This window comes from Pseudomonas sp. DCB_AW (genome assembly GCF_026240895.1).
Taxonomy (GTDB): Bacteria; Pseudomonadota; Gammaproteobacteria; order Pseudomonadales; family Pseudomonadaceae; genus Aquipseudomonas; species Aquipseudomonas kermanshahensis.
The window spans coordinates 121,509-140,791 of the sequence record NZ_JAPFCE010000009.1; the positions used below are offsets into that span (position 1 = coordinate 121,509).

The 19,283-nt window shown below is 61.7% G+C and carries 20 protein-coding genes; 10 read left to right on the forward strand and 10 right to left on the reverse strand.

The features are described from left to right. Window positions 1-38 precede the first annotated feature (38 nt). Window positions 39-1,520 (forward strand): anthranilate synthase component I, encoded by a 1,482-nt coding sequence (gene trpE / locus OO306_RS08620; protein ID WP_027594402.1) that lies wholly within the window; start codon window positions 39-41, stop codon window positions 1,518-1,520. 81 nt (window positions 1,521-1,601) lie between these two features. Here trpE and estP read toward each other — a convergent pair whose 3' ends face one another. After that, window positions 1,602-3,491 (reverse strand): esterase EstP, encoded by a 1,890-nt coding sequence (gene estP / locus OO306_RS08625; protein ID WP_265968366.1) that lies wholly within the window; start codon window positions 3,489-3,491, stop codon window positions 1,602-1,604. Window positions 3,492-3,864: 373 nt separating this feature from the next. Between estP and OO306_RS08630 the strand changes: the two genes are divergently transcribed. From OO306_RS08630 to OO306_RS08645, 4 genes are all read left to right on the forward strand, one after another. After that, a complete protein-coding gene (locus OO306_RS08630) occupies window positions 3,865-4,458 on the forward strand; it encodes an aminodeoxychorismate/anthranilate synthase component II (protein ID WP_027594404.1) in 594 nt (197 codons plus the stop codon). A 9-nt stretch (window positions 4,459-4,467) separates the two neighbouring features. Then, window positions 4,468-5,517 (forward strand): anthranilate phosphoribosyltransferase, encoded by a 1,050-nt coding sequence (gene trpD, locus OO306_RS08635; RefSeq protein ID WP_265968368.1) that lies wholly within the window; start codon window positions 4,468-4,470, stop codon window positions 5,515-5,517. Further along, window positions 5,514-6,347, forward strand: coding sequence for an indole-3-glycerol phosphate synthase TrpC (gene trpC, locus OO306_RS08640; RefSeq protein ID WP_265968369.1), 834 nt, complete (start codon window positions 5,514-5,516; stop codon window positions 6,345-6,347). The genes trpD and trpC overlap by 4 nt, the downstream gene beginning before the upstream one ends. A 144-nt stretch (window positions 6,348-6,491) precedes the next feature. Then, on the forward strand, window positions 6,492-7,196 hold the full coding sequence (locus OO306_RS08645; protein ID WP_027594407.1) for a lipoate--protein ligase family protein: 705 nt from the start codon (window positions 6,492-6,494) through the stop codon (window positions 7,194-7,196). On the opposite strand, the gene crp is transcribed toward OO306_RS08645, so the two are convergent. Beyond that, complete coding sequence (gene crp / locus OO306_RS08650) at window positions 7,193-7,837, reverse strand: cAMP-activated global transcriptional regulator CRP (RefSeq protein WP_027594408.1); 645 nt, start codon at window positions 7,835-7,837, stop codon at window positions 7,193-7,195. The genes OO306_RS08645 and crp overlap by 4 nt on opposite strands. A 191-nt stretch (window positions 7,838-8,028) precedes the next feature. Between crp and OO306_RS08655 the strand changes: the two genes are divergently transcribed. Then, on the forward strand, window positions 8,029-8,451 hold the full coding sequence (locus OO306_RS08655; protein ID WP_027594409.1) for an OsmC family protein: 423 nt from the start codon (window positions 8,029-8,031) through the stop codon (window positions 8,449-8,451). Between the two features lie 138 nt (window positions 8,452-8,589). On the opposite strand, the gene OO306_RS08660 is transcribed toward OO306_RS08655, so the two are convergent. The 6 genes from OO306_RS08660 to hemJ form a co-directional block, all read right to left on the reverse strand. Then, entirely contained in the window at window positions 8,590-9,630 is a 1,041-nt protein-coding gene (locus OO306_RS08660; protein WP_265968373.1) for a DUF2157 domain-containing protein, read from the reverse strand. 10 nt (window positions 9,631-9,640) lie between these two features. Continuing rightward, on the reverse strand, window positions 9,641-10,288 hold the full coding sequence (coq7, locus tag OO306_RS08665) for a 2-polyprenyl-3-methyl-6-methoxy-1,4-benzoquinone monooxygenase (protein ID WP_027594411.1): 648 nt from the start codon (window positions 10,286-10,288) through the stop codon (window positions 9,641-9,643). A 65-nt stretch (window positions 10,289-10,353) separates the two neighbouring features. Next, complete coding sequence (locus OO306_RS08670) at window positions 10,354-10,692, reverse strand: histidine triad nucleotide-binding protein (RefSeq protein ID WP_027594412.1); 339 nt, start codon at window positions 10,690-10,692, stop codon at window positions 10,354-10,356. A 64-nt stretch (window positions 10,693-10,756) separates the two neighbouring features. Further along, window positions 10,757-11,539: an SDR family oxidoreductase gene (locus OO306_RS08675; RefSeq protein ID WP_265968376.1), complete on the reverse strand. Its 783-nt coding sequence runs from the start codon at window positions 11,537-11,539 to the stop codon at window positions 10,757-10,759. Between the two features lie 68 nt (window positions 11,540-11,607). Further along, entirely contained in the window at window positions 11,608-12,564 is a 957-nt protein-coding gene (locus tag OO306_RS08680; protein WP_099452735.1) for a nitronate monooxygenase family protein, read from the reverse strand. A 26-nt stretch (window positions 12,565-12,590) separates the two neighbouring features. Then, window positions 12,591-13,016 (reverse strand): protoporphyrinogen oxidase HemJ, encoded by a 426-nt coding sequence (hemJ, locus tag OO306_RS08685; protein WP_027594415.1) that lies wholly within the window; start codon window positions 13,014-13,016, stop codon window positions 12,591-12,593. 142 nt (window positions 13,017-13,158) lie between these two features. Here hemJ and argC point away from each other — a divergent pair, with 142 nt between their 5' ends. Both argC and erpA read left to right on the forward strand, forming a co-directional pair. Then, on the forward strand, window positions 13,159-14,193 hold the full coding sequence (argC, locus tag OO306_RS08690) for an N-acetyl-gamma-glutamyl-phosphate reductase (protein ID WP_008089527.1): 1,035 nt from the start codon (window positions 13,159-13,161) through the stop codon (window positions 14,191-14,193). Window positions 14,194-14,339: 146 nt separating this feature from the next. Further along, window positions 14,340-14,690 (forward strand): iron-sulfur cluster insertion protein ErpA, encoded by a 351-nt coding sequence (gene erpA / locus OO306_RS08695; protein ID WP_027594416.1) that lies wholly within the window; start codon window positions 14,340-14,342, stop codon window positions 14,688-14,690. 58 nt (window positions 14,691-14,748) lie between these two features. Here erpA and OO306_RS08700 read toward each other — a convergent pair whose 3' ends face one another. Both OO306_RS08700 and OO306_RS08705 read right to left on the reverse strand, forming a co-directional pair. After that, a complete protein-coding gene (locus tag OO306_RS08700) occupies window positions 14,749-15,840 on the reverse strand; it encodes an anhydro-N-acetylmuramic acid kinase (protein WP_027594417.1) in 1,092 nt (363 codons plus the stop codon). 3 nt (window positions 15,841-15,843) lie between these two features. After that, complete coding sequence (locus OO306_RS08705) at window positions 15,844-17,265, reverse strand: peptidoglycan DD-metalloendopeptidase family protein (RefSeq protein WP_099428193.1); 1,422 nt, start codon at window positions 17,263-17,265, stop codon at window positions 15,844-15,846. A gap of 217 nt (window positions 17,266-17,482) precedes the next feature. Here OO306_RS08705 and tyrS point away from each other — a divergent pair, with 217 nt between their 5' ends. After that, window positions 17,483-18,682 (forward strand): tyrosine--tRNA ligase, encoded by a 1,200-nt coding sequence (tyrS, locus tag OO306_RS08710; protein ID WP_085274082.1) that lies wholly within the window; start codon window positions 17,483-17,485, stop codon window positions 18,680-18,682. A gap of 157 nt (window positions 18,683-18,839) precedes the next feature. Then, on the forward strand, window positions 18,840-19,208 hold the full coding sequence (locus OO306_RS08715) for a hypothetical protein (protein ID WP_265968380.1): 369 nt from the start codon (window positions 18,840-18,842) through the stop codon (window positions 19,206-19,208). Window positions 19,209-19,283: the final 75 nt, after the last annotated feature.

The window sequence follows — 19,283 nt, forward strand, 5'->3', positions numbered from 1 at the left end:
TTTGCCTGACCTTACTGCTGCTTGCCACGAGGCTACTCATGACCCGCGAAGAATTCCTGCGCCTGGCCGCTGCCGGCTACAACCGCATCCCCCTGGCCTGTGAAACCCTGGCCGACTTCGACACGCCGCTGTCGATCTACCTGAAACTGGCCGACCAGCCCAACTCCTATTTGCTCGAGTCCGTACAGGGCGGCGAGAAGTGGGGGCGTTACTCGATGATCGGCCTGCCATCGCGCACGGTGATGCGTGTGCATGGCTACCACGTCAGTATCTTGCAGGATGGGGTCGAGGTAGAGCGCCACGACGTCGACGACCCGCTGGCCTTCGTCGAGTCGTTCAAGGACCGCTACAAGGTCGCGGATATTCCCGGGCTGCCGCGTTTCAACGGTGGGCTGGTCGGCTACTTCGGCTATGACTGCGTGCGCTATGTGGAGAAGCGTCTGGGCGCGAGCCCGAACCCGGACCCGCTGGGCGTGCCGGATATCCTGCTGATGGTGTCTGACGCCGTGGTGGTGTTCGACAACCTGGCGGGCAAGATGCATGCAATCGTGCTGGTCGACCCGGCCGAAGAGCAAGCCTTCGAACAGGGCAAGGCTCGCCTGGCCGGGTTGCTGGAGACCCTGCGCCAGCCGATTACCCCGCGCCGTGGCCTGGACCTGAGCGGCCCGCTCGCCGCCGAGCCGGAATTCCGCTCCAGCTATACCCGCGAGGATTACGAGAACGCGGTTGGCCGCATCAAGGAGTACATCCTGGCCGGTGACTGCATGCAGGTGGTGCCGTCCCAGCGCATGTCGATCGACTTCAAGTCTGCGCCCATCGACCTGTACCGTGCGTTGCGCTGCTTCAACCCGACGCCGTACATGTACTTCTTCAATTTCGGCGACTTCCATGTGGTCGGCAGTTCGCCTGAAGTGCTGGTGCGTGTCGAGGACAACCTGGTCACCGTGCGCCCGATCGCCGGTACGCGCCCACGGGGTGCGACGGAAGAAGCCGACCGTGCGCTGGAAGACGACTTGCTGTCGGACGAGAAAGAGATTGCCGAGCACCTGATGCTGATCGACCTGGGCCGCAACGACGTGGGCCGTGTGTCCTCGACCGGCAGCGTGCGTCTGACCGAGAAGATGGTGATCGAGCGTTACTCCAACGTGATGCACATCGTGTCCAACGTCACCGGGCAACTGCGTGAAGGCCTTACCGCCATGGATGCATTGCGGGCGATTCTGCCAGCCGGCACCTTGTCGGGTGCACCGAAAATCCGCGCCATGGAGATCATCGACGAGCTGGAGCCGGTCAAGCGTGGCGTTTACGGCGGTGCAGTGGGCTACTTTGCCTGGAACGGCAACATGGACACCGCGATTGCCATCCGTACCGCGGTGATCAAGGACGGCGAGCTGCATGTGCAGGCGGGTGGCGGCATCGTGGCCGACTCCGTGCCGGCGCTGGAGTGGGAAGAAACCATCAACAAGCGCCGCGCGATGTTCCGCGCGGTGGCCTTGGCTGAGCAGACGTCCGCCAAGTAATGCTGGGAATTGGGGGCTGCTGTGCAGCCCCTCGCCGGCATGAGGGAGCGGGTGAACCCATTTCCTCAGGGCCCAAATCACTCAGAAGTCCAAGCTGACCGCCAGGCTCACCCCCTGCTGCGTCAACTCATCACTCTTGCGCCAGTTGTAATTCCCTCGCACATGCACCCCTGCCATCAGCTCATGGCTCAAGCCCAAGCTGGCCCGGGTGAGGTCACTGTGCGGCGTATACCCGGTCAGGGTGAAGTCGTGCGCCGCCAACGTCGTCAGGTGCATCGTCACGTCCTGTTGGTCATCCTCGAACTCGTGCTCCTGGGCAACCTCGGCAAACAGCCGCGTCCCCGTTGCCACCTGCACACTGCCTAACAGCCCGATGCCCAGCCGCCGCGAGGTCCGTTCCTGGTCATCGAAGCCCAGCGCTGTCGAGCGCCCGCTCTTCTCGTCATAACCATCGACCTTGACCCGGGCATAGTCGGCGCTGATGAACGGCGCCAGTTGCCACGGGCTGCTCTCGGCGGCCAGGTTGTAACCCAGCCGGCCCGTCACCGCCCACGCTTCGCCATCGGTATCGCCTTTTTCGCTGCGGTCATTTACGCCCAGGGCGAAGGTGCGTTTGAGGTCGCTGTAGTCCAAGTGCCCAGCCGTCAGTGCAGCATCGGCCCACCAGTGGTCCTGGCGGTATTGGGCGAACGCCGTGGCCAGGTAGCTGTCGAGCTTGTAGTCCGAGTCCTGTTCACCCGCCTCCAGTTTCTGCCGGTATACGCCACCCGCCAGGCCCAGGCGCCAGGCATCGTTCAAACGGTAGCTACCACCCAGGGTCAGGTTGTAGCCGCGGCCGTCGCCGCTGGCCGCGCTGCGCTGGCCGTCAAAGTCCAGGTCCTGCGCGCCGGTGGCGACGAAGGCCTGCCATTGCCCCACGGCTTGCCAGGGCGTTTGCCACTGGTTGCGCAGCTCGTCCTGGTGGGCGCGCAGGGTGGCGTGGGCCATTTCCGGCAACAGGGTCAGTTCCCAGGGGGCGGAGATGATCGAGTAGGCGTAGTCGGCTATCAACTGCTGGCCGGCAATGGTCGGGTGTACCGAGTCGTTGAACAGCAGTTTGGTTGGGTCCGGAGTGGCGCCGTTGATGCCGTAGACCGGGTTCTCGACGCAGCCTTGACCGCTGTAGCAGGTGCCGACCAGGTTCTGGCCGCTGGCCAAGCCGAATTGGGTCGGGCTGGCCAAGGCCTCACCCAGTAATACCGGAATGTTCAGTGGGATGATCTCGGCGTCGATCTGCCCGAGTTGATTGAGCAGTGACTGGTTGAACACGCCCGACAGCAGCGACAGCGGGTTCTGCTGCGGGGTGCCGCTGAAGTTCGGCGTTTGGCCCAGGTCGGGCAGCAACCAGACCATGATGTAGCGGGCGCCGCCTTGTTGCAGGGCTTGGGCGCTGGCAGCCAGCCGTCCTCCAGCAGCGGCGGCATCGGCGGGGCTGTTCACCAGGCCCTGGAGGAAGTCGTTACCGCCACCGGTGAGGTAATAGAGCGCGTTGGGGTCGGCGCGCAGGCCATTGGCCAGGTAGCCGGGGCGTTCACGGAAGACAAAGCCTGGCGCCGGTCCATTGGGGGGGACGATCACTTTCGATGACTCGGTGATCGAATCGAGAATCTGCTGTGTCGTGTAGCCGCCCACTGCCCAGTTGTTGCCATCAGGCCGGATGCCGACCGACGTGGAGGGGTTGAGTTGGTCTTGCCCGATGCCCAGCCGACCGCCAAGAATCATCGGCGAAACCGGCGCGAAGTTACCGTCGGCATCGCGGTTGGTGAAACGCTGGCCTGCCGTACCGCCGGTCAGGTCAGGAAATTGGCCGGCATCACTCAGGCTGTCGCCAAATACGATCAAGGTCGAATAAGGGGAAGGGGCAGCGAATGCCTGGCTGCAGGCCAGGGCCAAAGAGGCGAGGGTAAAGCGCAACAAGGGAGCTTTTCGCATCAGAGAACATCCTTTTCTTTGTTTTTATGAGGACTACCCGATCGACCATAGCAAATCGCGGGGCTTGTCTCCCAAGTCCATTCGTTTCCCCGTGTTTACAGGCATATTGCGCCCATCGCCCCGGTAGGCTACTGTGCCGGGACGTATGAGCGAGACCTATCCTGTGTTGATCGTCAGCAAACTCTTGATGCGCGTTATCAAGGCCCACGCCCGTTGGCGTTGGCGCGCCTGACTTTATCTCCTGCCGGCCAGCCCGGCCCGTTTCTGTTTGCCTTCTTATCCGTTTCCGAATGCCCTTAGTGGCAATGCCATGCTGCGGGCGGTGTAGGAAGGTTCGTATTCTGAAGTCAGTAGATTCAAGAGGTTTAGCCCGATGTTACTGATGATCGACAACTACGACTCATTCACTTACAACGTCGTCCAATACCTCGGCGAGCTAGGTGCCGAGGTCAAGGTCATTCGCAATGACGAAATGACCATCGCTGAAATCGAAGCCCTCAACCCGGAGCGCATCGTTGTCTCCCCTGGCCCCTGCACGCCGAGCGAGGCGGGTGTGTCGATCGAGGCGATCCTGCACTTTGCTGGCAAACTGCCGATTCTGGGCGTCTGCCTGGGCCACCAGTCCATCGGCCAGGCATTTGGCGGCGACGTCGTGCGTGCCCGCCAGGTGATGCACGGCAAGACCAGCCCCGTGCTGCACCGCGACCTGGGCGTGTTCGCCGGCCTCAACAACCCGCTGACCGTGACTCGCTACCACTCCCTGGTGGTCAAGCGTGAAACCCTGCCCGATTGCCTGGAGGTCACTGCCTGGACTGCCCATGCAGACGGTACGGTCGACGAGATCATGGGCCTGCGCCACAAGACCCTGAATATCGAAGGGGTGCAGTTCCACCCCGAGTCCATCCTCACCGAGCAGGGCCACGAGCTGTTCGCCAACTTCCTCAAGCAGACCGGCGGCCGCCGCTAAGGATCGAACATGGATATCAAGAGCGCGCTGAGCCGCATCGTCGGTCATCTGGACTTGTCCACCGAAGAAATGAGCGACGTCATGCGTCAGATCATGACCGGTCAATGCAGTGAGGCGCAGATCGGCGCCTTCCTGATGGGCATGCGCATGAAAAGCGAGAGCATCGACGAGATCGTCGGCGCGGTGTCGGTGATGCGTGAGCTGGCCGACAAGGTCGAGCTGAAGAGCCTCGATGGGGTGGTCGATATCGTCGGCACTGGTGGCGATGGCGCCAACATCTTCAACGTCTCCACCGCCTCCTCGTTTGTGCTCGCCGCGGCCGGTTGCCCGGTGGCCAAGCACGGTAACCGTGCGGTCTCGGGCAAGAGCGGTAGCGCCGACCTGCTGGAAGCCGCTGGCATCTACCTGAACCTGACCCCGGTGCAGGTCGCCCGCTGTATCGACAGCCTGGGCATCGGCTTCATGTTTGCCCAGAGCCATCACAAGGCAATGAAGTACGCCGCTGGCCCGCGCCGTGAGTTGGGCCTGCGCACCCTGTTCAACATGCTGGGCCCGCTTACGAATCCGGCCGGTGTGAAGCACCAGGTGGTCGGCGTGTTCACCCAGGCCCTGTGCCGCCCGCTGGCCGAAGTGCTGCAGCGGTTGGGCAGCAAGCACGTGCTGGTGGTGCATTCCAAGGACGGCCTGGACGAGTTCAGCCTGGCGGCGCCGACGTTTGTCGCCGAGCTGAAAAATGGCCGGATCACCGAGTATTGGGTAGAGCCTGAAGACCTCGGCATGAAGAGCCAGAGCCTGCATGGCCTGGCGGTTGAAGGCCCACAGGCCTCCTTCGAGTTGATTCGTGATGCCTTGGGCCGACGCAAGACCGAGAACGGCCAGAAAGCCGCGGAAATGATCGTGCTCAATGCGGGCGCCGCGCTGTACGCCGCGGATCATGCCATGACCCTGGCACAGGGCGTTGAACTTGCCCATGACGTGCTGCACACCGGCCTTGCCTGGGAAAAACTGCAGGAGCTGGGTGCCTTCACCGCCGTATTCAAGCTGGAGAACGAAGCATGAGCGTACCGACCGTGCTGGAAAAGATCATCGCTCGCAAAGTTGAGGAAGTGGCCGAGCGCAGTGCCCGGGTCAGCCTGGCTGAGCTGGAGCGCCTGGCCAAGGCCGCCGACGCGCCACGTGGCTTTGCCAATGCGCTGATCGAGCAGGCCAAGCGCAAGCAGCCGGCGGTCATTGCCGAGATCAAGAAGGCGTCGCCGAGCAAGGGCGTGATCCGCGAGCACTTCGTGCCAGCGGAAATCGCCGTCAGCTACGAGAAGGGCGGGGCGACCTGCCTGTCGGTGTTGACCGATGTGGATTACTTCCAAGGCGCGGATGTGTACCTGCAGCAGGCGCGCGCGGCAGTGTCGCTGCCGGTGATCCGCAAGGATTTCATGATCGACCCCTACCAGATCGTCGAGGCCCGTGCACTGGGCGCTGACTGCGTGCTGCTGATCGTCTCGGCGCTGGATGACGTGAAGATGGCCGAACTGGCTGCCACAGCCAAGGATGTCGGCCTTGATGTGTTGGTCGAAGTGCATGACGGCGATGAGCTGGAGCGCGCGTTGAAAACCCTCGACACGCCGCTGGTGGGGGTGAACAACCGTAACCTGCACACCTTCGAGGTCAGCCTGGAAACCACCCTTGACCTGCTGCCGCGTATTCCGCGTGATCGCCTGGCGATTACCGAGAGCGGTATCCTCAACCGGGCCGATGTAGAGCTGATGGCAATCAACGAGGTTTACTCGTTCCTGGTGGGTGAGGCGTTCATGCGCGCTGATCAACCTGGGCTGGAATTGCAGCGGTTGTTCTTCCCGGAGCAGGTGAAGAAGACTGGTCAGCCACTGGACTGATCGAAACGAAGCCGGCGTGACTGCCGGCTTTTTTGTATGCCTGTAATGGCCCTTTCGCGGGTAAACCCGCACCCACAGGTACTTCGGCACCCTTGGGGCTGTGTTGAACCTGCGGGGATCGATAACAACATCAAAGGTGGATCAATGACCGATCAACCCCTGGCACTGACCGTTGAACAAGGCCTGCATGCCGAACAGGACCTGCTGGCCGCTGTCTGCCGCGGCGAACGCGACAGCGGTGTGCTGTTTTGGCGCCCGACCGACCATGCCCTGGTCATGCCGCGGCGCATGAGCCGCCTGGACAACTTCGAAGCCGCCTGTGCCGAGCTGGCGATCGCTGGCTGGCCGGTGCTGTTGCGCGAGACCGGCGGTGAACCGGTGCCGCAGTCGCATGCCACGGTCAATGTGGCGCTGGTCTATGTGGCGCCGCGCGTTGAAGGTGACCATGGGCGCATCGAAAATGCCTACGAGCGGCTGTGCCTGCCGCTGTGCGAGGTGCTACGCGAGTGGGGCGGGGTGGCTTCGGTGGGCGAGATCGACGGGGCGTTTTGCGACGGCCGCTATAACGTCAACCTCAATGGCCGCAAACTGGTCGGCACGGCCCAACGCTGGCGCCAGGGGCTGGGTGGCAAACGCCCGGTGGTGTTGGTGCATGGCGCGTTGCTGCTGGATAACGAGCGTGAATCGATGGTCGCGGCAGTCAACCGCTTCAACGAGTGCTGCGAACTGGAGCAGCGCTGCCGCGCCGATGCGCATATTGCCTTGCACGAAGTGGCGCCCCAAGCGCCCTGGTTCGAGCGCCTGTCACAGGCTTATGCCAAGGTGCTGGCCGATTTGCCCAAGGACTAACGGGTACCGTAGACCACCATGGTCTTGCCCTTGACCTGCACCAGGCTGCGTTCCTCGAGGTCTTTGAGGACGCGGCCGACCATCTCCCGCGAACAACCAACGATACGCCCAATCTCCTGCCGAGTGATCTTGATCTGCATACCGTCCGGGTGGGTCATCGCATCGGGTTGCTTGCACAGTTCGAGCAGGCAGCGGGCAACACGCCCGGTGACATCGAAGAAGGCCAGGTCGCCAACCTTGCGCGTGGTATTACGCAGGCGCTGGGCCATCTGGCCGCCCAGGGCGTAGAGGATGTCGGGGTCCTGGCGGGAAAGTTCGCGAAACTTGTCGTAACTGATCTCTGCTACTTCGCATTCAGTCTTGGCGCGGACCCAGGCGCTGCGTTGCTGCTCGCCCTCTACGGGCTCGAAAAGGCCCAGCTCGCCAAAGAAGTCTCCATTGTTGAGGTAGGCAATGATCATTTCGTGACCATCGTCGTCCTCGATCAGGATGGTCACCGAACCCTTGATGATGAACGACAGTGTTTCGGCCTTGTCGCCGGCGCAGATGATGTTGCTTTTAGCGGTGTAGCGGCGGCGTTGGCAGTGCACCAGCAGTTTGTCGATGTTCTTGATCTTGGCGGGTAGGGCGGAGGCAACCATCACGAAATCCTGTTCGATACGACGCATAGGTTTCTTATAGAGAGTGTCTGGCAGAACGCGCCAGTCATTTGGCGCCAGCTTATCAGACACTACAGGATGTTTCGGTACTAAACCGACACGTCTCGAGCTTTTCCGACAGCCACACAAGGTCTAAGCTGACACCCTTTTCCGAATATTAGGAGTCCGGGTAGATGAAGGCACGTATCCAGTGGGCCGGTGACGCGATGTTCCTCGGCGAGTCGGGGAGCGGGCATGTCGTCGTGATGGACGGCCCACCCGAGGCCGGTGGCCGAAACCTGGGCGTGCGCCCGATGGAAATGCTGTTGCTGGGCCTGGGTGGCTGCAGCAGTTTCGATGTGGTGAGCATCTTGAAGAAGTCGCGCCAGGCCGTGGAAAGCTGCGAGGCGTTTCTGGAGGCTGAGCGCGCCAGTGAAGACCCGAAGGTGTTTACCAAGATCCACATGAACTTCGTGGTCAAGGGCCGTGGCTTGAAAGAGGCCCAGGTCAAACGCGCCGTGGAGCTGTCGGCTGAGAAGTACTGCTCGGCTTCGATCATGCTGGAGCGTGCAGGTGTCGAGATTACCCACGGTTACGAGATTGTAGAGCTGGGTTAAGTGCTGGATTGTTGGGGCTGCTTCGCAGCCCATCGCAGGCAAGCCAGCTCCTACAGGCCCGCGCCGTTTTGGAGGCTTGCGTTTAACCTGTAGAAGCTGGCTTGCCTGCGATGGGCCGCGAAGCGGCCCCTGCTATCTTCAGTCACGTAATGCCGGAAGGGCCACCCGCAACCACTGCGGTAAACCGTTTCTGAAGGCCTGGCTCAACCGCTCCCGCCGCTTCTGGTAAACCAGACCCAGCCAGATAACCCCCAGCCCAATCACCGTCACCACCACTGGGAACAGCAGCGATTCGGCGAATACCTCGTAAGACAGGTACCCCAGGTAAGCCGCCACGCCCAATGCCCCGAACACCATGAACACCGGCCTGCGTAACAGCACGGCGATGCCCATCAGGCCGATATTGATCAGGCAGTAGAGGGCCTTGCCCAGTTCGCTACCGCTGTCCACCAGGGTCAACCCGCCCCAGAACGCCGCAAGCCCAGCCAGATACCCCCAGTGGGCATAGTCCTCACGCGTGCGGCCGTCCACCACCAGAAACACCAGCAGCATGCCCAAACCGAACCACAGCGACACTTCGCGTCGTTGTTTCCAGCTGAACGGCGAGCCATAGAACCATTCGCTGAGGTCCATCGACATGAACCACAGCGCCACGGCAATCGGCATCATGATGAACGGGAAGGGGATCAGCCTTAGCATGAGCAACCCGGCAATCACAGTTGCCGCTTCCATCATCAGCCAGCCACCCTGCACATAGGTGTAGTACTGGTGATAGGCGGTTTGCCTGTCATCCATCGGCCACCAGCCCACCAGGCGCTCGATGGCGAATACCACCAGCGGCACGATGCTGACCGCGACCGCCGCCAGTACACCGGCGGCAATCGGCTGAGCGCGCCGTTGCAAATTAAGGGCAAACAGGGTTAGCAGGGCGATGTACAAGGTGGCAATGGCCAGCAGTGCCCAGTCGCCGATCGACATCCAGGCTTCGGTCAGCAGCCAGCCCATGGCGCCCATGATGAGCAAGGCGCCGAAATAGAAGGCGACGTGCGCCAGCTGAAAGCTGCCACGTGTTGCCGGTTGCTGGCGCAGAAACTGCAGCAGGGCCTGGTCTTGGCCCGGCTGAAGGATGCCGGCTTGCACGGCACGCGCCAGGTCCTTGGCGCTGAAACGTTCCGTCATGGGGGTGCCTTCAGATGCGGTAAGTGCTTTTGGTCATGACCTTGGCCAGCAGGCTCATGCCGAAACGCACAGGGGCAGGGAAGCGATAGCCGCCCGCTTCGAGGGCAGATTCGGCGTGCTGCTCTTCATCGATGCGCATCTGCTCGAGGATCGCGCGGGACTTTTCGTCCTCGTGCGGGATTTGCTCCAGGTGTTCGTCCAAGTGTTTGCACACCTGATGCTCGGTGGCTGCGACGAAGCCCAGACTGACCTTGTCGCTGACCAGGCCGGCGAGGGCGCCAATACCGAACGACATGCCGTAGAACAACGGGTTGAGCACGCTCGGGTGGCTGTTCAGCTGACGAATGCGCTGTTCACACCAGGCCAAGTGGTCGATTTCTTCCTCGGCGGCGTGCTCCATGGCTTTGCGTACCTGGGGCAGCTTGGCGGTCAGGGCTTGGCCTTGGTACAGCGCCTGGGCGCAGACTTCGCCGGTATGGTTGATGCGCATGAGGCCGGCAATGTGGCGGCTCTGGGCGTCGTCCAGGTCGGCATCCGGCTGGACGATGGCCGGGGATGGGCGGGACGGTTGGCCGCTGAAGGGCAGCAAGGTGCGCATGGCGGTATCGGCCTGCAGCAACAAGCGGTCGAGCGGCGAGTAGTGACGTTCGGTAGCCATCGGGCACCTCCGCAAGAGTGTGCCCGACAGTTTACCGCAATAGCGCCAGGGTCGCTTGCCCTGGATCAGCCCGGTGGCCAGTGCATCTGGCGTTGGCCAAGCACGTGCATATGGATGTGGTAGACGGTCTGCCCACCTTGCTCGTTGCAGTTCATGACCACGCGGAAGCCGTCATCGCAACCCAGTTCCTTGGCCAGGCGCTGAGCAGTGAACAGGATGTGGCCGGCCAGGCCTTTATCCTCTTCGGTCAAATCGTTGAGGGTGCGGATGTGCTTTTTCGGGATGACCAGAAAATGCACGGGCGCCTGGGGGGCGATATCGTGGAACGCCAGAACCTGGTCGTCCTCGTAAATGATCTTCGCCGGGATTTCCCGGTTGATGATCCTGGTGAATAAATCGTCCACAGCACTTGCTCCATGGTGAGGGTCCGGGCCGAGTGTACTCAGCCGGGCGCCGCTCGCCCAGTGGCTATTCCATTCCGACCGGGCAGTAACGGCGATGGATTACCCCGGCGAGCTTGCGCACTAGCCAGCGCGGTAGCAGGCGTGGCGCGAACGCCAGCCAGCGATTGCGTCGACCGGGGATGATCAGCGTGCGGTTTTTGTCCAGGGCACGCACGGTGTACAGCGCCACTTCCTCGGGGCTGAGGCAGCGCGTGCTGCCCTCGAGCCGCGGAATGCGCCGGCGCGAAGAGCGTACCGGGCCAGGGCAGAGTACCGAGACCTTGATGCCGGTGCGCTTGAGCTCCTCGCGCAATGCTTGGGAGAAACTCAACACGTAAGCTTTGCTGGCCGCGTAGGCCGCCATCCAGGGGCCCGGTGCGACGCCGGCCAGGCCTGCGACATTGAGGATCTGCCCGCCACCCTGTACAGCCATCAGGTTGCCGATGGCATGGCAGAGGCGGCTCATGGCCAGGATATTGACCTCCAGCAGGTCCTGCTCGTCGGCCCACTCGTGGGCCAGGAACGGCCCGTAGGTGCGCAGCCCCGCGCAGTTGACCAGCAGGTCGATACGCCGCTCACCTTCTTCCAGCTCTAGCACAAAGCCCGAAAGGCGAAGCGGCTGGCTGAGGTCACAGGCGCGGAACAACACTTCGACACCGAAGCGTTGGGTCAGCTCGATGGCCACCGGCTCCACCGTTTCGCGCTGACGTGCCACCAGGATCAGATTGCGCCCGCGCCGTGCCAGCGCTTCCGCCAGGGCCAGGCCCAGGCCGCTGGAAGCACCAGTGATCATGGCGTAACGGGTCATGCAAAGGCTCCTGGGGGCTGAAGAGGGCGCCTAGTGTACAGCTTGGCTGGGCAAGGTGTTGCCTTTTGCTACAAGGCCTGAGCGCGAATACCCTGGCAGCGATCCAGGGCTTCCCGGTACTCACTTTGCAGGCGTTCGATCAGCACGCGGGCGTCCGGCAGGTCATGGATATCGCCCACCCCCTGGCCTGCCGACCATACGGTTTTCCAGGCCTTGGCTTCGTCGTCGATCGGCTTGAGCTTGCCCAGTTCGTGGCCACTCTTGAGTGCGTTCATGTCATAGCCCGCCTGCTCCAGGCTGGGGCGCAGGAAGCTCGCTGGCACACCGGACACCGCCGGGGTGTGGACGATATCGACGGCATGGGCATCGAGCAGCATCTGCTTGTAGGCATCCTGGGCCTGGCTTTGCACGGTGGCAATGAAGCGGGTGCCCATGTATGCCAGGTCCGCACCGAGCAGTTGTGCCGCGAGAATTTCATGGCCATGGTTGATGCAGCCCGCCAACAGCAGGGTCTTGTCGAAGAACTGCCGGATTTCGGCCACCAGGGCGAAAGGGCTCCAGGTACCGGCATGACCGCCGGCACCCGCCGCGACGGCGATCAAGCCATCGACGCCGGCCTCGGCGGCTTTCTCGGCATGGCGGCGGGTGGTGACATCGTGGAACACCAGGCCGCCGTAGCTGTGCACGGCATCGACCACTTCCTTCACTGCGCCCAGGCTGGTGATGACGATCGGCACCTTGTGCGCTACACACAGGGCCAGGTCGGCCTGCAAGCGCGGGTTGGTCGGGTGCACGATCAGGTTCACCGCATAGGGGGCCGGTGCTTGCAACTGTGCCAGGCCTGCCTCGATCTCTTCTAGCCAAGCCTTGAACCCGGCACTGTCGCGCTGGTTCAGCGCCGGGAAGCTGCCCACCACGCCACTGGCGCAGCAGGCCAGAACCAGGCTCGGGTTGGAAATCAGGAACATCGGTGCTGCCACCACGGGCAGGCGCAGGCGTTGTTCGAGCGAGGCGGGCAATGACATGGCAAGGCTCCTGTAGGGGGTTACCGTCAGAACGGTTTGACCACCACGAGAATTACGATACCCAGCAGGAACAGCACCGGGACTTCGTTGAACCAGCGGTAGTAGACGTGGCTGCGGGTATTGGCGCCGCTGGCGAAGCGTTTGCGCTGCGCGCCGCACATGTGATGGTAGCCGGTCAGCAGGATGACCAGGGTGAGCTTGGCGTGCAGCCAGCCTTGGCTCAGCCAGCCCGGGGTCAGGTAGAGCATCCAGGCGCCGAACACATAGGTGGCGATCATGGCCGGGTTCATGATGCCGCGGTACAGCTTGCGCTCCATGGTCACGAAGCGGTCCTGGCTGATGCTGTCCTGGCTCTGGGCGTGGTAGACGAACAGCCGGGGCAGGTAGAACAGGCCGGCGAACCAGCAGACCACGCTGACGATATGCAGCGCTTTGATCCATAGGTAAAGCATTGAGGGAGTTCCTTCAGGTTTTCACGGTCGTCAGATAGTAGTGGTCAAGCGCCCGAAGGGTCACCCGAAGAGTTGTTACAGGCGGCTTGCGCCCCTATTATCGTGCGCTTTCCAGTGGGCTCGTTGATAAGGGGCAAGCGTTATGATCAAGGTCGGTATCGTCGGCGGCACGGGTTACACCGGCGTCGAACTGTTGCGTCTGCTGGCGCAGCATCCACAGGCCGAAGTGGCGGTCATCACTTCGCGCTCCGAGGCGGGCGTGGCGGTAGCTGACATGTACCCGAACCTGCGCGGCCACTATGATGGCCTGGCGTTCAGCGTGCCGGACAGCAAGGCCCTGGCGGCGTGCGACGTGGTGTTTTTCGCAACGCCCCATGGTGTCGCCCACGCCCTGGCAGGCGAACTGCTGGCGGCTGGCACCAAAGTGATCGACCTGTCTGCCGACTTCCGTCTGCAGGATGCTACCGAGTGGGGCAAGTGGTACGGCCAGCCTCATGGCGCGCCTGAGCTGCTCAAGGACGCCGTCTATGGCCTGCCTGAAGTCAACCGCGAAAAAATCCGCCAGGCACGCCTGATTGCGGTCCCGGGCTGCTACCCGACGGCCACCCAGCTGGGCTTCTTGCCACTGCTGGAGGCCGGCCTGGCCGACCCGTCGCGCCTGATTGCCGACTGCAAGTCGGGTGTCAGTGGTGCTGGGCGTGGCGCTGCAGTGGGCTCGCTGTTCTGTGAGGCTGGCGAGAGCATGAAGGCTTATGCGGTCAAGGGCCATCGCCACCTGCCAGAAATCAGCCAGGGCTTGCGCCTGGCGGCGGGCAAGGACATTGGCCTGACCTTCGTGCCGCACCTCACGCCCATGATCCGGGGTATCCACGCCACCCTGTACGCCACCGTGGCAGATACGTCGGTCGATCTGCAGGCGCTGTTCGAGAAGCGTTATGCGGATGAACCGTTCGTCGATGTGATGCCAGCTGGCAGCCACCCGGAAACCCGCAGCGTGCGCGGTGCGAACGTCTGCCGTATCGCTGTCCATCGTCCGCAGGGCGGTGATCTGGTGGTGGTGCTGTCGGTGATCGACAACCTGGTCAAGGGCGCGTCGGGCCAGGCGGTGCAGAACCTCAATATCCTGTTCGGCCTGGATGAGCGTATGGGCCTGTCCCACGCGGGCCTGCTCCCCTAACAGGGTAAGCTGGCACAGAGGCCCGCCGTGTGCGGGCCTTTTTGTGGGCGCGACTAAAGCCGCACAATTCTTGACCATTTTTCTCGGAGAAGCGGATAATGCGCGTCATCGAGTTTTATGGCGGCAACTGCGCCGGGAGAATCAGCATGAGCGTCGAAACCTTCACCCCTACCGGTCTGGAATTCACCCAAGGGGCAGCCCAAAAGGTGAAGACCCTGGTCAACGAGGAAGGCAATGAGCGTCTGAAGTTGCGTGTGTTCGTGACCGGCGGTGGCTGCTCGGGCTTCCAGTATGGTTTCACCTTCGATGAAGATGTGGCCGAAGATGACACCATCGTCGAGCGTGAAGGCGTGTCGCTGGTGGTCGACCCGATGAGCTTCCAGTACCTGGCAGGTGCCGAAGTGGACTATCAGGAAGGCCTGGAAGGCTCGCGCTTCATCATCAAGAACCCGAACGCCGCCACCACCTGCGGCTGTGGTTCTTCGTTCTCGATCTGATCACGGGCTGTACGAAAACGCCGCGCATTTGCGCGGCGTTTTGCATTCTGGCGGGGTGTTAAGCGGGGTAGATGGCGCCAAGCACGCGCAGCCCACGGGCTGCTGTCACGCTGGGGCGGTTGGCTGGAATGCCTTCCAGGCAGCAATGGGCAAGCCAGGCAAAGGCCATGGCCTCTACCCAGTCCGGGTCGACGCCATGCGCTGCGGTGCTGTCCACCTGGGCACCTGGCAACAGTTGGGCAAGCCGGCGCATCAGTGTGCCGTTGCGGGCCCCGCCACCGCACACCAGCAGTGCCTCAGTGCCTTGCTGCGCAGTGCACAGTGATTCGATGATGCTGCGCGCGGTCAGCTCCAGCAGGGTCGCCTGCACATCCTCGGCACGATAGGGCGGCAGCTGGCTCAGATGGCTGTGCAGCCACGCCAGGTTGAACACTTCGCGGCCTGTGCTCTTGGGGCCGGCGCCTGCAAAGAACGGGTCGCGCAACAGCGCCGCAAGCAAGTCCTCGATCACCACGCCACTCGCCGCCCAGGCGCCGTCAGCATCGTAATGCAGGCCGCGCGAGTGCTCGATCCAGGCGTCCAGCAGCACGTTGCCCGGCCCACAGTCGAAACCATGCACCGGCGTGTCGTTGGCAATCAGGCTGAGGTTGCTGAAGCCGCCGACATTAAGCACGGCGAGCCGTTTGCCCAGGTGGCCGAACAGCGTTTCGTGAAAGGCCGGGACCAGCGGAGCCCCTTGCCCGCCAGCGGCTACATCCCGGCGTCGGAAATCGCCGATCACGCTGATCTGGGTAAGCTCGGCAAGCAGTGCCGGGTTGCCGATTTGCACCGTGAAGCCGCGGGCGGGTTCATGGCGGATTGTCTGGCCATGGCTGCCGATGGCGCGGACAGCGTTGGCTTGCAAGCCCTGGCTCGCGAGCAGGTGGCCGATGCCTTCGGCTGCCAGGCTGGCCCAGCGGTTCTCGGCCAATGCAGCGCGGGCAATCTCGTCAGGGCCGCTGGCGCAAAGGCTCAGCAAGTCCTGGCGAAGGTCGGTAGGCATGGGAATATAGTGAGTGGCGAGCAGTTGAGGCTGCTCGCGCTGTTCGATCAGGGCGATGTCCAGGCCATCTAAGCTGGTACCGGACATGACCCCCAGATAAAGCGCCATGGCTTAGCGCTTGTTCGCTGCGAGCATGGTGGCCTTTTCCTGATCCATGCGGGCGATCAGTGGCTGGCTCTGCTGCAGGAAGCGTTGGCGTTCGGCCTTGGCGATTGGGTCGGACATCGGCACTTTCTGGCTCAGCGGGTCGACGTGAACGCCGTTGACCTGGAACTCGTAATGCAGGTGCGGGCCTGTGGAGAGGCCGGTGGTGCCGATGTAGCCGATGATCTGGCCTTGCTTGACCGAGCCGCCGGTCTTGATGCCTTTGGCGAAGCCTTGCATGTGGCCGTAAAGGGTCTTGTAGCGGTTGCCGTGCTGGATGATCACGGTATTGCCGTAGCCGCCACGGCGCCCGGCCAGTTCGATACGACCATCACCCGCTGCCTTGATCGGTGTGCCGCGGGGGGCGGCATAGTCGACGCCTTTGTGGGCGCGGATCTTGTTCAGAATCGGGTGTTTGCGGCCAGCGGAGAAGCGTGAGCTGATGCGGGCGAAGTCCACCGGGGTACGGATGAACGCTTTGCGCAGGCTGTTACCATCGGCGGTGTAGTAGCTGGTATTGCCTTGTTTGTTGGTGTAACGCACCGCAGTGTAGGTTTTGCCGCGGTTGGTGAAGCGCGCAGAGAGGATGTTGCCAGTGCCCACCACCTTGCCATCCATGACTTTCTGCTCGTACACCACGTCGAATTCGTCACCTGGGCGGATGTCCTGGGCGAAGTCGATGTCGTAGCCAAGGACGCGAGCCATGTCCATGGTCATGCTGTGGGAAAGGCCGGCGCGTTGGGCGGAGGCCGACAATGAGCTCTTGATCACGCCATGGGCATAGGCCGTGCGGACCACGGGCTTGCTGATTTCGCGGTTGAAGGTGTAGCCCTTGGCGTTTTTGGTCAGGCGAATGGTTTCAAGGTTGCTGACCTTGCTGTGCAGGTTGGTCAGCTGGCCGTCCTTGTCGAGCTCGAACTGCAGCACCTGGCCGTGCTTGAGCTGGCTGAACTGCTTCGCCTGCTTGTTGCTGGCCAGCACCTCATGGACCGCGCTGGCCGGCAAGCCGACCTTGGCGAACAGGGTGGAGAGAGTGTCGCCACGCGCTACGGTGACTTCGCGGTGGCCGGGCTGCTTGGCAGCCTCGGCTACCGGTGCTGCTGCAGGCTTTTCCTGTTCAGCTTTCTCGGTGGCCGAATCGGCCTCTTCGATCTGGGCGAACGGCGAGCTTTGCTCAGCGTCAGCCTGCACCAGCGGCGCGGCCTTGGATTCTTCTTTCAGTTGCTCGACCGGGCTTTCCAGTTCGAGGTTGAGGGTGGTTTTCTTGGCTTCGACTTCGCTGGAGGGAAATACCAGCAGTGCCAGGCTGAGCAGGGCGGCGATGCCGCTGGCGGCCAACAGATGGCTTTTCGGATAAAGCGGGGGCGCTTTAGGCGGTTCGTTGGTCATAGGTAAGGTGACTTTTTGAAGAAAAGTGAATATGGAAAAGATGAATGACATGATGAAGATGAAATAACTGTATAAAATATAACCAAATCCATTTTCACGCAAGGGCGCGTAGACGCCGCAAGCCTGCGGTCAGGTCACATTCCGTTGCGAAACTTGTATTTGATGGCCGATCTTGTATGGTTGGCTCCCCTTGAATCTGAGCCTTGCGGGTCTGTCTATGAAGTCGGTTGAAGAGCAGCTGGCGCTTATCAAGCGCGGTGCGGAAGAAGTATTGGTCGAGTCGGAACTGGTGGAGAAGCTCAAGCGCGGCCAACCTCTGCGCATCAAGGCAGGCTTCGACCCTACTGCGCCTGACCTGCACCTTGGGCACACGGTGCTGATCAACAAGCTGCGCCAGTTCCAGGAGCTGGGGCATCAGGTCATCTTCCTGATTGGTGATTTCACCGGGATGATCGGTGATCCGAGCGGCAAGAGCGCCACGCGCCCGCCGCTGACCCGCGAGCAGGTACTGGATAACGCCGAGACCTATAAACAGCAGGTGTTCAAGATTCTCGACCCGGCCAAGACCGAGGTTGCGTTCAACTCCACCTGGATGGACACGCTGACGCCAGCTGACTTCATTCGCCTGGCATCGCAGTACACCGTTGCGCGCATGCTTGAGCGGGATGACTTCGACAAGCGTTACACCACCAATCAGCCGATCGCCATCCATGAGTTCCTCTACCCGCTGGTGCAGGGCTATGACTCCGTGGCACTGAAAGCTGACGTGGAACTGGGCGGTACCGACCAGAAGTTCAACCTGCTGATGGGGCGTGAGCTGCAGCGTGCCTATGGCCAGGAAGCGCAGAACATCGTGACCATGCCGCTGCTCGAAGGGCTGGACGGCGTGAAGAAGATGTCCAAGTCGCTGGGCAACTATGTGGGCATCCAGGAAGCGCCAGGGGTGATGTACAGCAAGCTGGTGTCGATCCCGGACACGCTGATGTGGCGTTACTTCGAGCTGCTGAGCTTCCGCTCGATGGAAGAGATCGAGCAGTTCCGTGCTGATGTTGCCAGTGGCGCGAACCCGCGCGACATCAAGATCAAGCTGGCGGAAGAGATCGTGGCGCGCTTCCATGGTGAAGAGGCTGCTGCCAATGCTCACCGTGCGGCGGGCAACCGAATGAAAGAAGGCGAGCTGCCAGAAGACTTGCCAGAAATCGAAGTTGCTGCGGCTGAAGACCTGCCGATCGCTGCCGTGCTGAACCGGGCGGGGCTGGTGAAGAACTCGGCGATGGCGCGGGATCTGCTGAATGGCGGTGCCGTTAAGGTAGATGGTGCGGTGGTCGATCGTGACTTCGTTTTTGCACTGGGCGCCACTCACGTTTGCCAGGCCGGTAAGAAGGCGTTTGCCCGGGTCACCCTAAAGGCTGAGTGATCGTTAGTAGGTGTAGCTATATAGAAGCGGGGAGGCCGACAGGCCTCCCCGCTTTGTTTTTCAGCTTTATTAAGGTTTCTTGGAATTAAAGGTTGACGGGGTTTCGAATCCCCTTATAATGCGCCCCACTTCCAGCGTGATTGGAACGAGAAACTCCTTGAGTATCAACGAGTTAATCGATTCAGGTAGTGTTGTAAGGGCTTCGATCGAAAGATCGTCAGCGGTTGAAATGGTGGTTGACAGCGCTTCTAAACGCTGTATGATTCGCCTCCCGCTACGAGAGATCGCAGCGAGTCAAGTGTTTGAAGCTAAACGAGTTTCTCGCGAAAAACTTCAAAATAAACGCTTGACAGCAAATGAGGAAAGCGTAGAATGCGCGCCTCGGTTGAGACGAAAGGCTCTTAACCAAACGCTCTTTAACAAATTGAATCAAGCAATTCGTGTGGGTGCTTGTGAGTACGGACTGATAGTCACAAAGATTATCAGCATCACAAGTGACCATGCGAGAAATCACATAGTCATTTGAGATTGCTGAGCCAAGTTTAGGGTTTCTTAAAAACCCAAGCAGTATTGAACTGAAGAGTTTGATCATGGCTCAGAT

Coding starts and splice junctions, on each gene's coding strand:
- trpE (WP_027594402.1), top strand. CDS start 39: ATGACCCGCGAAGAATTCCTGCGCCTGGCCGCTGCCGGCTACAACCGC.
- estP (WP_265968366.1), bottom strand. CDS start 3,491: ATGCGAAAAGCTCCCTTGTTGCGCTTTACCCTCGCCTCTTTGGCCCTG.
- OO306_RS08630 (WP_027594404.1), top strand. CDS start 3,865: ATGTTACTGATGATCGACAACTACGACTCATTCACTTACAACGTCGTC.
- trpD (WP_265968368.1), top strand. CDS start 4,468: ATGGATATCAAGAGCGCGCTGAGCCGCATCGTCGGTCATCTGGACTTG.
- trpC (WP_265968369.1), top strand. CDS start 5,514: ATGAGCGTACCGACCGTGCTGGAAAAGATCATCGCTCGCAAAGTTGAG.
- OO306_RS08645 (WP_027594407.1), top strand. CDS start 6,492: ATGACCGATCAACCCCTGGCACTGACCGTTGAACAAGGCCTGCATGCC.
- crp (WP_027594408.1), bottom strand. CDS start 7,837: ATGGTTGCCTCCGCCCTACCCGCCAAGATCAAGAACATCGACAAACTG.
- OO306_RS08655 (WP_027594409.1), top strand. CDS start 8,029: ATGAAGGCACGTATCCAGTGGGCCGGTGACGCGATGTTCCTCGGCGAG.
- OO306_RS08660 (WP_265968373.1), bottom strand. CDS start 9,630: ATGACGGAACGTTTCAGCGCCAAGGACCTGGCGCGTGCCGTGCAAGCC.
- coq7 (WP_027594411.1), bottom strand. CDS start 10,288: ATGGCTACCGAACGTCACTACTCGCCGCTCGACCGCTTGTTGCTGCAG.
- OO306_RS08675 (WP_265968376.1), bottom strand. CDS start 11,539: ATGACCCGTTACGCCATGATCACTGGTGCTTCCAGCGGCCTGGGCCTG.
- OO306_RS08680 (WP_099452735.1), bottom strand. CDS start 12,564: ATGTCATTGCCCGCCTCGCTCGAACAACGCCTGCGCCTGCCCGTGGTG.
- hemJ (WP_027594415.1), bottom strand. CDS start 13,016: ATGCTTTACCTATGGATCAAAGCGCTGCATATCGTCAGCGTGGTCTGC.
- argC (WP_008089527.1), top strand. CDS start 13,159: ATGATCAAGGTCGGTATCGTCGGCGGCACGGGTTACACCGGCGTCGAA.
- erpA (WP_027594416.1), top strand. CDS start 14,340: ATGAGCGTCGAAACCTTCACCCCTACCGGTCTGGAATTCACCCAAGGG.
- OO306_RS08700 (WP_027594417.1), bottom strand. CDS start 15,840: ATGGCGCTTTATCTGGGGGTCATGTCCGGTACCAGCTTAGATGGCCTG.
- OO306_RS08705 (WP_099428193.1), bottom strand. CDS start 17,265: ATGACCAACGAACCGCCTAAAGCGCCCCCGCTTTATCCGAAAAGCCAT.
- tyrS (WP_085274082.1), top strand. CDS start 17,483: ATGAAGTCGGTTGAAGAGCAGCTGGCGCTTATCAAGCGCGGTGCGGAA.